We start from the raw sequence: 13343 nt of genomic DNA, 5'->3' as shown, positions 1-13343 counted from the left end.
ACTAAAAATAACTTTCTTTCTTTAATAAATAATAAGAATATGAAAACTATGGATAATAAGTATAAAAAGTTAAAGCTAAAGAATAACTTAACAAAAATGATTAAGTTAATTATTAAAAATAAACTTTTTAATCTAATATCAAAAACTTTTTTAATTTTTTCAAAGTAGTTACTCCAACACCCTTTATACTTGCTATATCTTCTCACGAGATCCTCTTATTAATGTTTTTTTGTTTAAATTCTCATAACAATTCTGAAATTTTTTTAGTTATTCCACGGTAATAAAAATCTTGATAACTATTAATTGAATTTCAAGTTATTTTTGAATTTTCAAACGGAATGAAAATAGAAATATTTATTGGTGCCTTTTCTTCTAAATTAATATTAGATAAATCTGCTTGAGAAAGTACTTTAGCCTTAAAAACCAATTCTCTATACGTAAGTTGTACTTCTGAACTTATTTCATTGAACTTAACTGCTCCCTCAAGTTTGTAAGTATAAATTTCTTGCTTATTTTCAGTCTTTTTACTTTCTATGAAAGAATTAGGAAAAACAGTGTAGTAGATAACCGCACCACTAACAATAATAAAAATCAAAGTTATAAAAATATTCATTTTTTGTTTCACACTTATTTATGTCATAAAAAAACCAAGTGAACTAAAAAAGGAAAAAATAAAATAAAAATAGGAATTAATCCTATTTTGTGTTAATCTTTAGCATTTTGCATCGAACGCATCACTTGTCTAATCTGTGCTTCAGATGCTTTTCTACCCATTTGAGCAAACATAACTCTAATTTGTTTTTCAGTAATTGGTGGGTTTTCCTTAATTTGTTTTTGAAACATGTGTCTTACAACAAAAAATGTTATTATTCCAGTAAAGATGGCTACCGCAATAATTGTACCAACAATCATCAACACTAATTGTCATACTTCAAACTGTACCATATATATCCTTTCTTTGTTAGAATGTATATTAATTATAACTTATTTATACTAGTTTTCTTAATATATTTATAGCTGATAAGAAAAATATTAAGGTTTTATTATTAATGTTTGGGTCCGGTAAAAAATGAAGAGAATAATTTCACCACACATTTTTTCCACCAACCATAAAATATGAACTGCTCTATCAAATATCAAAAATAGAAGAATATATATCAAAAATTTCTATGAAACTTGATTGATTTGCAATTAAAAAAACTATAATTAAGTTCGTGATAAGCAGAGGATGTAATGGAAAAAACCAAATATGAACTTTACAAAATTAGACTTACAAAAGTTTATGATAAGACAAAAGGATGATATATAAAAACTCTGCCAAACAAAACAAAGGTAGATAATTTAGGATAAAAATGTATTTATATTTAAATAGCTTTTATGGTTTATTAATTACATCTATAATAACAGCATTATTTATAGTAATAATTTTTTCTTGTGCTCTAACTCCATATTCAAAAATGATTAATTTAAATAAAAAACTAAAATACAAAAAAATATTTTTTAAATATGAATTTCGTACAGATTACTTAAAACCAATAATAATATTTTATGCTATCTTCGGTGTGCTATTTTTAAGTATTATCGTTACCATATTTGTCATTGATAATATATATTGAAAACATTCACATTTTTTCTTTAATGTTTGGCTTTGTTTTATTTTGTTATTTTTATCAAATATTGTTCTTTTAATATTCGATAAAAAATATAAAAAATTGATTAAAAATATCAAAATTACTGAATTTAAGTTAAGTAAAAAGATGTTGGTAAAACAAAATATTTTTAGCGACTTTAACAACACTAATTTGATCTACGGAAATACAATGGGTAGAAAATATAGATTAAAAGATTTAACCATAATTACAAAAATATGAAAAATTTTTGCTAAAAAATACTTAGCCCTTAAAATATTTAGAATTCTAGTTTTTTACACTCCAGAGTGCTTAAATCTTCATAAATACGTGGATATAAAAAATCACCACGAAGTTTATACTATGTACTTAAATATTGCCTTTAAACAGTGAAGTTATTTAACTAAAAGCAATGATCCGAACTTATTTATAGATCAAATAGCAAAATTAAAACACCTAATAACCGTTGAATAAAAACACAAAGTTTTATTAACCTTGTGTTTTTATTTGTATTTCATCTCATTAAATTTTTCTTCGTTAAAACTTTTAATAAATTCAATAATCAAGTTACCTGAACTCATTAAATCAGAAATAGAACAAACTCCAATTGGTGAATGAAGATATCTTTGTGGAAGAGAAATAGTTATTGTTGCAACTCCACCACGACCATATTGTAATTGAGCAGCATCGGTTCCACCACCAGCAGCAATAAATTTGTATGCCTTAATATCTTTTTCTTTAGATAAATCATAAAGATATTTAACTAATTTTGGATCCATCATAGTTCCGCCATCATGAATTCTTAAAGCAGCACCACCAAATAATCTGGTTGTACCTGGGATTGTTCCAATTGTGTCATGTGAACTAGTAGTATCTAAGGCAATCGCTACATCTGGATTAATTATTGAAACTGAAGTTTTGGCACTACGAGTTCCAACTTCTTCTTGTACTGTTCCAACAAGATACAAGTCAACATCAAGTTCAAGATCTTTGATTTGATTTGCAATATAATCAAGCACTGTAACGCCAGCACGGTTATCCATTGCTTTTCCACCAATTAAGTCTTCATTTTTGAACTTGATTGTTTCTCCACTTAGATAAACTCTGTCACCTATTTCAACACCATTTTCTTTTGCATCAGTGTCTGAAGTAAATCCAAAATCAGCATAGATTTCTTTATTTGTTATTGATTTAGACACTTTCTCATTTTCCATAATGTGAATTGAAGTGTGTCCAAAAACACCAATAAACTCCTCATTTTTACTTGTTACTAATTTAGTTTTAGTACCAACAACTACTGTAGGTCAAATTCCTCCAACCGGTGAGAGTAATAATTGTCCTTTAGGATCGATTAATCTTACTAAATAACCAACTTCATCCATGTGAGCAGCAACCATAACTTTAGGTGCATTAACTTTTTTAGACTTTTTATGAATAATTAGCGAACCAAAACCATCACGAGTGTATTCAAAATTTTGACTAAAAGTATTATTTTTTAAAGCTTGTGCAACAGGTTCCTCAAAACGAGACATTCCTTCAATTTCCATGTACTGAATTAATCTATTTTTAAATTCTTCTTTATTCATTTTTTACTCCATATATACAATATTAATTTTTATATTGGTTGAAAATTTCATCAATATCATCTTCAAATTCATCTTCGTCTTCTTGAAAGAAATTATCATTTTCAACTTTTCTTGTAATTAAATATGCACCATTTTTATTTGTTAATTCTCAATTAAAATTAAAATCTTCTGCAGTTTTTTCAACAAAATATTTAAGTGCACCAGTACCAATACCGGTAATTACTAATAATTTAGAAATTTCTCCTTTTTCAAGCCTTGAAAATGGGTCTCAAATTTCTGATTGAGCTTCTTCAATTGTGTAACCGTGTAAATCTATTTCGATCATTTTTTAACATTTATTCCAGCATTTTTCATTAATTTTAACGCAAAATCATTAAACTCTTCAGCGTTGTGATTTTCATTATCAAAAGTTGCTACTAAATCACTGTATACAATTATATCTTTATTAATTTTTAAAGAATTGAAATATGTCTTAAGAGTTAGAGCTAATTGCAAAACACAAATATCAGTGCAGCAACCAACAAGCTCAATTTTTTCAAAATTATGTAACTCTTCCTTATTTATAAAAAAGAATGAATTAGTACAATTTTTATAAACAATATTTTTTGCATATTTAGTTAATTTATTTACAACTTCACTTTCAATTGTATTTTTTAAACAGTGAAGTGGATATTCATTCATTTCAATATCATCTTGCTCATGCGAGTCACAAAGAAAAGTGATTGAGCTACCATTATTTTTTTCTAAAAAGTTTGCAATTGGTTCAATAATATTTTCAATATTTTTAGAATATAAATTGCCGTTTAAAGCAAAACCATTAACCATATCAACAACAAAAATCTTATTTAACATTTTCCTCTTTCTGACATCTTGGACAATATGTAGTTCCACGTCCATTATCCTTAAAATCCAATTTAACTTTAACTAAATTTTCTTTATTGCACTGTAAACAAACGGAATTAGCACGTCCATAAACAAATAATTTATTTTGAAAAGTACCAATCTTACCATTTACACCTTTATAAGTATTTACTGATGAGCCACCAGCTTGAATACTTTGATCCATTATTTCTTGAGCAGTATTAAGAATTTTTTGCAATTTATTTTTGGAAATTAAATTACATTTAGTCATCGGAAATACTTTTTCTCTGTGAAGTGTTTCGTCAGCATAAATATTTCCAATACCTAGTACTAGTGACTGATCAAGCAAGATAGACTTAATGCTTTTAGTTCTTCTCTGGAGTTTATTAAATAATTCATCAACATTTACATCGCCAGGTAATTGAGCTAAATTTTTAATTTCATACAAACTTCTCTGATCATTTTTTTCAACTATTTCAAATGAACCGAACATTCTAGTATCATTGTATGCTAGTGCAACATTTTTATCTAAAATAAAAATGATGTAATCATGTTTTTCTCTAATCCCATCTTTGATTAAATTTATGTCTCTAGTGTAATATTTTCCTTCCATTCTTAAATGCGAAATCATTCTAGAATTATCATGAAAAACAAATTCTATAAATTTACCAATATTATTAACTTTAGCAATATTTTTATTGACTAAAAAATTTATAAAATTTTCTTCAGTGGTGTTTTTTATAAATTTATTTGAAATAACAATAACATCTGTTATTGTCTTGTTATTTACAATACTTTCTAGACCTTTTCTAACTATAGTAACTTCTGGATATTCTGGCATATATAATATTATATTTTAAAAGAGTTAAAATGGTATAAAATTAATTTTATGTACAATAATTTTGATGATATTATAATTTGTTCAACTGACACAGTCAATGGAATTGGTGGTCCAGTAAATGATTTAGTTTTAGAAAAAATTTATTTTCTTAAAAAAAGACCTATTGACAAAAAAATTATGATTTTAGTCAGTTCAATTGAACAAGCAAAAAAATTTAGTGAATGAAATGGACAAGCTAGTGAATGAGCAAAAAAATATTGACCTGGTGCCTTTAGTATTGTAGTAAACGATCAAGGTTTTAGAATGCCAAATAATAAAAAATTATTAGAATTTCTAGAGAAAAATGGTCCTCACTATATGTCTAGTGCTAATATTTCCTCACAAGATATTATAAAATTGAGTGAATCAAAAAAAGTTTTTCCAATGGTTAAAAATATCTATGATTTTGGTGAATCAAGCGGATCAGCAAGTAATATTTACATTCTAGAACAAGATAAATGAATAATCAGAGATAAAAGTAGTTTTAATCTTAAAAAACGCAAATAATCAAGTGATATTATTATGAAAAAACGTTTTTGAGGCATTTTTGAATTTTCGAAATGCTTTTTTTTTTTTTTTTAGAAAGAGTTGTCTAAAAACCCTATAAAATAGGATTATAAGTAATATTATTTTTTATATATTCTACTAACAAAAGTTTAATATTAGTTGTAAAATATTTAAAAAATATAAAAACACAAAAATAACAAATTCACAAAGAAGGGTTTAATATGAAAAAAATTAACAAATTAATTTTAAAAACTGGAGCAATTGTGTCAATGCCCGTTGTTCCGGTTATTGCTTTATCAGCTACAACAAATAATCAAGAAGATTCAAATAAAAATATTCAAAATTTCATTAATAGTTCTTCACTCTTATCTGCACAATACATGGATTTAATCGAACTAAGTATTCATTTTAATAATGCTAGTTCATCAAATCAAAAAGTTCAAACATTTGTTTTAAGTTTCTTAAATCAAAATCAAGATATTTGACAAAAAATTCAAACTCGTAATTTTAGTAATGATGATTATAAAAATGCATTAAATAAATTTAAAAATCATGTAGTTGAAGTTACTAAAAATGGAGCAACAAAATTATTTGATGGATCACGTAAAAGAGTTGACTCATTAGAAGAAATTGCACAAACATACAACTTAAATGGATACTTAAGATTCTATAAGTCAATTAAAACTGATGATTCAATTAAATTGGAATATACAAATGCAAATAATGAAACTCAATTTATTAATTTTACAGGTTTAAATAACATTGAAAAGACTTCATCAACACCTGAACAAATTTTAGAAAAAATCAGATATTCAGTTTACAGTTTGTCAAAAATAAGTCCGATTTTAGAACATGCATTTTACTTAGATTTTATTGATAAAACACTTTCTAGAGCTAATGAAAATGAAAAATTATCTACTGACTTAGAAGCATATTTAAAAGATAATTTATTTACTATTAATGACAAAGATATGGTAGATGGGACATTTGAACAATTAAAAGAAACATATGCTAATGATCCGGAAAAATTAGATAAAATAAAAAATGCGCAATCTAATTTAAATAAATTTGTTTTAAATATAATTGATGATAAAACACCTGAAAAAGCTAATCAAGCACAAAAATTTGTTAGTGATGATTTAAGTACTTATACTTCTAAAATTAATGAATTAGATAAAGCTTTATTAAATAAAATTTTTGGTGACATCAATCTAAGTTCTTTATACCCACATGGTAAATTCTCAGAATCAGAATTATCAGACACATACAAAACAAGTTCACTTGCATTCACTATTGCTAATAGTGAATTAGTATGAAGAATGACATTAAAAGCTGATGATTATAAGCAAAAATATGAAGAACTTAAAGCATACACAGATAAATTAGAAGATTATAAAGACAACTTACAAGAGTTAAATGACAAATTAAATCGTGAACTAACAAACAAAGACAACCAATTAGTTGCTAAAGACAACCAAAATAAAAACTTAACAAATACTCTTATTGAAATAAGAAAAGAAAATAACAAACTTTCAGATGAAAATACTTCATTAAAAAATACTAATAATACATTAGTTGCCGAAAATGATAAATTAAAATCAGAAAATCAAAAAAATAGTGAAAATATTAAAGAAAAAGAAAATCAATTAGTAGAAAGTCAAAATAGATTAAATAGAGTTAATACACAAAACCAAGAATTAGTTAAAGCAAACACAACTAAAAATGTAATTTGAATTATTTTCTTAATAATCGCTTTAATTCTTGCTGGACTTCTTGGATTTACTTTAATTAAAATGAAAAAAATGAAAAATCAATTAAAGGCTAAATAATTACCATACGTCATAACCTTAGTTATGACGTTTTTATTTATAATGACAAGACAAATAATAATTAGTTTTACACTTTTGTTTAACTCTAATATAATTATCTTATGAGTGAAAATAAAATGAAATTTGAAAATAGATTAGCTTTTTATATTGTTAACATAGACTATTTAGAATATCTTCATAAATATGATTACGAGGTTCAATACAATTCTGAATATAAGAAAAAAATAAAACCTCATTTGGGTATCATTGTCGAAAACGAAAATAATCAAACTTTTTTAATACCTTTAACTTCTCCAAAGATGAATATAAGAACATCAAAAAGAATGTGTTCGAATATCACAAAATTTATAACAAAAATAATCAATTAACTGGTATTTTAGTTATCAAAAAAATGATTCCGATTAACTTAAAGTTAATTAAAAAAATAACTTTTGAAAAGAACAATAAATATCACTTTTTATTAAGTGAACAATTAATTATTATAAGTAAAGAAAAAGATGTTATTTTGTCAAAAATTAATGCATTCTATAACAAAAAGTTGAATAATGGCACCGTGTATGGATCAACAAATATACTGGCAGATGTAAAGTTAATTGAAAAATTTAATATTAGTGAATTATAATATATAATATAAATGTAAAGTGAGGTGTACGCCACCTATATCCAAAGAGCGAAGTTTAATGTTGACTAGGTTCGACCTAGTCTTTTTCTATGCATATTTCTGAACACAAATAAATTTATGAAATAAAACTAACTAATTTTATTTTTTATATTATAATATATTCAACTAATTTACATGTAAAGCAAAAGTGCTTTACAGCATAAGGAGGAAAAATGGTTAAAATTAGACTAAAACGTATGGGAAGCAAATTTAATGCTTTTTATAAAGTTGTTGCTGCTGACTCTAGAGCTCCACGTGATGGAAAATTCATCGAAGCTTTAGGACACTACAACCCACATACAAAAGAATTAGTTTTAAATGAAGAAGCTACATCAAAATGATTAGCAAATGGTGCTCAACCAACTGTTACAGTTTCAAACTTATTTAGAGCTAAGAAACTTACTGAAAAATTAATGCCTGGTAAATAATGAAAATTAATTTTTTGACTTTATTTCCTAGTTATTTCAATCCATTTGTTGATGAAAGTATAATTAACAAAGCAATTCAAAAAGGATTGATAGATATTAAAGTAATTGATTTTAGAGATTTTAGTCGTAGTAAGCATCGAAAAGTTGATGATGAAATTTACGGCGGAGGGCATGGTTTACTTTTACAAATTGAACCAATTGATTTAGCTTTAAAATCACTAGAAAATAACGGTGGATACAAAATTTTGGTTTCTCCACAAGGAAAAAAGTTCACACAAGAGATGGCAAATAATCTTGCAAAAAAAGATCAAATAACCTTTATTTCAGGTAGATATGAAGGATTTGATGAAAGAGTTGTAAGTCTGGTTGATGAAGAGATTTCAATTGGTGATTATGTCTTAACTGGAGGTGAATTACCTTCAATGGTAATGGCTGACTCAATCATTAGACTAGTACCTGGAGTTATTCGTGAAGAATCACATATTTATGACTCATTTCAAAATGATGGTTTATTAGATTATCCACAATATACTAGACCTAGAATTTACAATGGAATGGAAGTTCCAGAAGTACTAGTGAATGGAAATCATAAACAAATTCAAGAATGAAAAGAAAAAGCAAGATATGAGAAAACACTTAAAAATCGCCCTGATATTATAGAAAGGATGAAAAATCATGCAAAATAGATTATTACAGTTAGTTGAAGAACCTCAATTACGTACTGACTTACCACAATTCCAAACTGGTGATAATGTTAAAGTTCACGTTCGTATTCGTGAAGGAGAAAAAATTCGTATCCAAGTATTCGAAGGATTGGTTATTTCAAAAAAAGAATCAGGAACAAGAGAAACTTTTACAGTTAGAAAAATTTCTTACGGAATCGGTGTGGAAAGAACTTTCCCATTACACTCACCACTTATTGCTGCTATTGAAGTAGTTCGTTCAAACAAAACTAGAAGACAAAAACTTTACTACATGAGAAATCGTAGTGGAAAAAGCGCACGTCTTAAAGAAATTAACAGAAAATAATTCAAATATTACAAATAGCATTCCGGTGCTATTTTTATATTTAAAAATGAAAATTTTTAACATTTGTTTACATAAAAGCATTAAAACACCATTTTATTAAAAATTAGTATATAATTAAAACACATAGAAATAAGGAGAATTATGAAACGTTTACAATGTTTATATAGACCAGAGCAAAATCAAGAATATCCTTGAATGCTAAAACACCCAAAAGTTAATGCAGCATTAGCTTTATTCAAAACTCGTCAAGAAGCAACAGAATGATATTTTTCACTTAAAGAAGAATGTGTTTACTGATTCCAAAATGACCGTGGAATTTGAGCCGGACAAATTATTTCTGGAATTGAATCTGACGGAATATTTGAACACGAAATTGTAGTAGATAACTTTGATGGTGGTTCAACAATGGAAAGTGTTGGTAAAGAAAATCACATTAGCTTATCAACATGAAGAAGAAATGAAAAAGAAGCTGAACAACGTTTAAGAAATATTACAGACTTCAAATTAATAAGTGATCCAAAAACATACTTCCCAGCAGAAGATATTAAAAGACCTGCACGTAAAAGTAGAAAAGATGTTGAAATTGAAGAATTAAGAAAAAGAATCGAACTTTTATTAATTCAATTAGCTAACTCTTCAAAAGATTACTCAAAAGAAATCGAATCATTAAAAGAAGAATTAAACAATTCATCATCAGATAAAACTGAATTACTTGAACGTATTATTGAATTACAAAAGCGTGCTGATGAGGAAGAAAAACAAAAAGAAGTTGTAGTTGAAGAAAAAGTTATTGAAAAAGAAAAATCTTACTTAACAAAATTTGTATGTGCATGCGAACTTTCAACAGAAGATAAAATGAAAGTTCTTGTAATTTACAAAGATAAATTAAACAAAATTAGACAAAACTTACAAAATAATGTTGGATCAACAGCTGATGTTAATGAAATTAAATCAAACATCGAAAAAGTTAACCAAATCTACTCAAAATTACTTAAAGAAGACAAAAACTTAACTGAAAACCAAAAAACAGTTGTTTCTCTTCTATTAGATCAAGTAAAAAATTCAGCTATCGAATTAGTAAAATCATTCGAAGTTAATGCTGATGCTAAAGACACACCTGCATCTGCTACATACTACTATGACGATGAATTAGGATTTAACAATAAAGTTGCTCACGGAACATCTTATGTTTTATACAACATGCACCATGTTGCATTTACAACAAAAGACAAATACACATATTCAGTACCTGCTTTAACAAAAATTTCTAGAAACAATGTTGCAATCGAGTTGTTGAAAGAAACAGTAAAAGAAGTAGTTACACAAAAAGTTCCAACAAGTGTGATTTCACATGAAGATTGTGAAAAACCTTCAAAATTATTAAAATTATTTGCTGCATTATCTTCAGTTTTACTTCTAATTTTAATTATCGTATTAATTTTCTTGGTTATTTACTATGTCCAAATGTAATTATTAAGAAATCAAGGTACTGTACAGCCTTGGTTTTTTATTTTCCTTTTTTATTCCTAATTCTATTTTTTAATCATTTATAGTATGAAAGGAGAAAATGAAATTAAAAATACAAAAGAAACTATTGATTCCTATAATATTAGGATTTACATTAGCCGCTGGTACTATAGGAATAACTACTCAAGCAATCTTAACTAAGAGAACTAAAGCATTACAAATTGATTATATGCGACGTTATTATGATGAGGAAAAAATTAACGAAAACTTAGTTAAAAACAATGAAGTTCTGACAAAACAAATAAATGAATTAAATAAACAAAAAACTGAAATAGAAAACAAATTGACCACAACTAATGCAGAATTAGAAAATAGCATCTCACTTCTAAATGAAACTGAGAAAATAAAAAACGAGTATATTTTAGCTAACAATGAGCTATCTAAAGAGAAATTACAAGCAACAAATACAATCAATTTGCTTAATTCAAACTTAAGTGATAAAGAAATTTTACTCAATAAAGCTATATCTAATATTGAATTAACTGAAAAGCAAAAACAATCTTTACTAAATCAAATATCTATTTTCAAGGATAAAACATTAAAATACATAAATAATTTATTAATTGGGATCAATTCAAGTAGAAGTCATTTTAAACACTTGGCTAGCATAAATACTGAAAGATCTGATATATATAATGAAATAATTATGTTACATGATCAACTTGAAGAATTTACAAATTCATATTTAGATAAGATAAATTCAACAACAATTAATTTTGAAAATTCAAAAATTATGAATGATGTGATGAGTTCGTTTTATTACGATTTAGAAGCTAATCTTTCAATAATAAATAAGAAAAAAGAAATTTTATTAACTGAATTAATGCAAATTATTCAAAATCAAAAAGATTTAATAAAAGGTTATAAAACAAGCATAGAGGATCTAAATAAAATAATTGAGTCAAGTGAAAAAGAAATTGCCAAATTAAATAGTTTAAATGAACTTCAAAAAAATAAAATTGAAGAACTTAAAAAATCATTAAACAATAAGGAGTTATCATTAAGTGAAAAAATAAAAATAATTGATAATCTAAGGGTAGCCGAATCATTAACCTTGAATGAAACCATAAATAACTACAAAGTGATAGAAGAGTATATTAATCAATACAAAATTACAACTCCTAATTCAGAAATAGAAAATAAAATTAATAAACTAATAGATGATTATTCGATAACTCTTAAGCAGTTTATATTGACTTATGAGAGCGCAAATGCTAATCTAATAACTTTCGAAAACAACAAAACTATTCGTGTGTTAGAAGATTTCAACATCACAAATAATCTTATGACTGAAATAAATTTGAAGCTAAGTAAAATCATGATTGATATCCTAACACAATATTATTTGTTAAATAATCAAAACAATGAAAAGTTTTTATTGGTAAGCAAAGAAAATAATAAATTAACCTTAGAAAATACTCGATTAGAGTCTAATATCGAAGATTTAACTATCACTAATGAACGCAACTTAAATATTATAACTTCACTAACAAATGATAAAAACGTGCTTGTTTCAAGGGTAAAAGACATTGAGGGTGAGTTATCTATTTCAACTAGTCAAAATGAAAATCTTAGAGCAGAACTTGAAAATATTAAATTAAAAATTGCTCAAAAGGATGCGAAAATTAGTAACTTAAGAAACATCATTAATGAAAACAACGATAGAATAAATCAACTTATCAATGAGAGAAATAACTTAAGAGAACAACTAGAACAAGCTAATTTAAGATTGATTGAGGAATTAAAAAGCAAACAGTATCTTGAATCAAAAATAGCTATCTTAAACTCAACAATTACCAGATTAAAGGATGAATTGGCTATAAAAGATGCTGAAATCCTTGAATTAAACAAAAAGTATAGAAATAACTTAAATCTTCTTTTGCTAGCTAATGATGAAAACAATAAATTAAAAATTGCCAATGAAGAATTAAATTCAAAGATAGATGAATTAAATGGAAAAATTAACGAGTTTAATAATAAGAATAATGAATTTAATGATCAACTAAATATATTAAAAAAAGAAAATGATGAATTGATTAAGCGAAACGAACAATTGGCTAGAGAATTAGCTGAAGCAGAAATAAAGATTAGAGAATTGATTACTAATGAAGCTAAATTTATGGCAACTATCAACGCTTATAAAACCGATATTGAGTTTCTAAACAATAAAGTTAGACAAATCGTTACATCCATAAAAGATCTTCTAGCACAAATTAAAAGTATGACAGAATTTATGACTAACTTTGATATCGAAGTTAGAACACATTGGGAAGGATATTATGAAAGAAAAAGAGTTGATGAAGTTAATATAAATTCAATAGTTAGAATAATTAAAAACATTAAGGAGACAAAAGCCGATTTGGATAAATTAATAGATTCATTCTTAATCAACCTAGATTAAAAATTA

The 13343-nt window shown here is 25.7% G+C and carries 16 protein-coding genes; 10 read left to right on the top strand and 6 right to left on the bottom strand.

Annotation, left to right across the window (positions count from 1 at the left end; all coding sequences use genetic code 4):
* Positions 1-127 precede the first annotated feature (127 nt).
* Complete coding sequence (locus FRW55_RS00750; RefSeq protein WP_146368318.1) at positions 128-613, bottom strand: MAG0490 family ComEA-like DNA-binding protein; 486 nt, start codon at positions 611-613, stop codon at positions 128-130.
* Between the two features lie 92 nt (positions 614-705).
* On the bottom strand, positions 706-945 hold the full coding sequence (locus tag FRW55_RS00745) for a YneF family protein (RefSeq protein WP_146368317.1): 240 nt from the start codon (positions 943-945) through the stop codon (positions 706-708).
* Positions 946-1712: 767 nt separating this feature from the next.
* On the opposite strand from FRW55_RS00745, the gene FRW55_RS00740 reads away from it, so the two are divergent.
* Positions 1713-2102, top strand: a complete 390-nt coding sequence (locus FRW55_RS00740) for a hypothetical protein (RefSeq protein ID WP_146368316.1) — start codon at positions 1713-1715, stop codon at positions 2100-2102.
* 29 nt (positions 2103-2131) lie between these two features.
* Here FRW55_RS00740 and FRW55_RS00735 read toward each other — a convergent pair whose 3' ends face one another.
* From FRW55_RS00735 to mutM, 4 genes are read right to left on the bottom strand one after another with little or no spacing between them, the layout of a single operon-like run.
* A complete protein-coding gene (locus FRW55_RS00735) occupies positions 2132-3214 on the bottom strand; it encodes a zinc-binding metallopeptidase family protein (RefSeq protein ID WP_146368315.1) in 1083 nt (360 codons plus the stop codon).
* 22 nt (positions 3215-3236) lie between these two features.
* Positions 3237-3539, bottom strand: a complete 303-nt coding sequence (locus FRW55_RS00730; RefSeq protein WP_146368314.1) for a Smr/MutS family protein — start codon at positions 3537-3539, stop codon at positions 3237-3239.
* Positions 3527-4066 carry a cysteine hydrolase family protein gene (locus tag FRW55_RS00725; protein ID WP_201798413.1) on the bottom strand — a complete coding sequence of 180 codons (540 nt, stop codon included), beginning with the start codon at positions 4064-4066 and terminating at the stop codon, positions 3527-3529. The genes FRW55_RS00730 and FRW55_RS00725 overlap by 13 nt, the downstream gene beginning before the upstream one ends.
* On the bottom strand, positions 4056-4916 hold the full coding sequence (mutM, locus tag FRW55_RS00720; RefSeq protein ID WP_146368313.1) for a bifunctional DNA-formamidopyrimidine glycosylase/DNA-(apurinic or apyrimidinic site) lyase: 861 nt from the start codon (positions 4914-4916) through the stop codon (positions 4056-4058). Before mutM ends, FRW55_RS00725 begins: the two co-directional genes overlap by 11 nt.
* 48 nt (positions 4917-4964) lie before the next feature.
* Between mutM and FRW55_RS00715 the strand changes: the two genes are divergently transcribed.
* From FRW55_RS00715 to FRW55_RS00675, 9 genes are all read left to right on the top strand, one after another.
* Positions 4965-5462 (top strand): Sua5/YciO/YrdC/YwlC family protein, encoded by a 498-nt coding sequence (locus tag FRW55_RS00715; protein WP_146368312.1) that lies wholly within the window; start codon positions 4965-4967, stop codon positions 5460-5462.
* A 221-nt stretch (positions 5463-5683) separates the two neighbouring features.
* Positions 5684-7291: a hypothetical protein gene (locus FRW55_RS00710; protein ID WP_146368311.1), complete on the top strand. Its 1608-nt coding sequence runs from the start codon at positions 5684-5686 to the stop codon at positions 7289-7291.
* A 101-nt stretch (positions 7292-7392) separates the two neighbouring features.
* Entirely contained in the window at positions 7393-7659 is a 267-nt protein-coding gene (locus FRW55_RS04260; RefSeq protein WP_146368310.1) for a type III toxin-antitoxin system ToxN/AbiQ family toxin, read from the top strand.
* The gene (locus FRW55_RS04255; protein ID WP_237025365.1) at positions 7617-7913 is read left to right on the top strand and encodes a type III toxin-antitoxin system ToxN/AbiQ family toxin; all 297 of its coding nucleotides are present in this window, start codon (positions 7617-7619) and stop codon (positions 7911-7913) included. Before FRW55_RS04260 ends, FRW55_RS04255 begins: the two co-directional genes overlap by 43 nt.
* Before the next feature lie 212 nt (positions 7914-8125).
* On the top strand, positions 8126-8380 hold the full coding sequence (gene rpsP / locus FRW55_RS00695) for a 30S ribosomal protein S16 (RefSeq protein WP_006886537.1): 255 nt from the start codon (positions 8126-8128) through the stop codon (positions 8378-8380).
* Positions 8380-9066: a tRNA (guanosine(37)-N1)-methyltransferase TrmD gene (trmD, locus tag FRW55_RS00690; protein ID WP_146368308.1), complete on the top strand. Its 687-nt coding sequence runs from the start codon at positions 8380-8382 to the stop codon at positions 9064-9066. Before rpsP ends, trmD begins: the two co-directional genes overlap by 1 nt.
* Positions 9056-9409 carry a 50S ribosomal protein L19 gene (gene rplS, locus FRW55_RS00685; RefSeq protein ID WP_146367171.1) on the top strand — a complete coding sequence of 118 codons (354 nt, stop codon included), beginning with the start codon at positions 9056-9058 and terminating at the stop codon, positions 9407-9409. The genes trmD and rplS overlap by 11 nt, the downstream gene beginning before the upstream one ends.
* Positions 9410-9550: 141 nt before the next feature.
* Entirely contained in the window at positions 9551-10879 is a 1329-nt protein-coding gene (locus tag FRW55_RS00680; protein WP_146368307.1) for an MAG3090 family protein, read from the top strand.
* 97 nt (positions 10880-10976) lie between these two features.
* A complete protein-coding gene (locus FRW55_RS00675; RefSeq protein ID WP_146368306.1) occupies positions 10977-13337 on the top strand; it encodes a coiled-coil domain-containing protein in 2361 nt (786 codons plus the stop codon).
* Positions 13338-13343: the final 6 nt, after the last annotated feature.

The organism is Mycoplasma anserisalpingitidis (assembly GCF_007859615.1).
Taxonomy (GTDB): Bacteria; Bacillota_I; Bacilli_A; order Mycoplasmatales; family Metamycoplasmataceae; genus Mycoplasmopsis; species Mycoplasmopsis anserisalpingitidis.
Note: the sequence above shows the minus strand (reverse complement) of the source record. Positions and strands in the feature narration are given on the sequence as shown.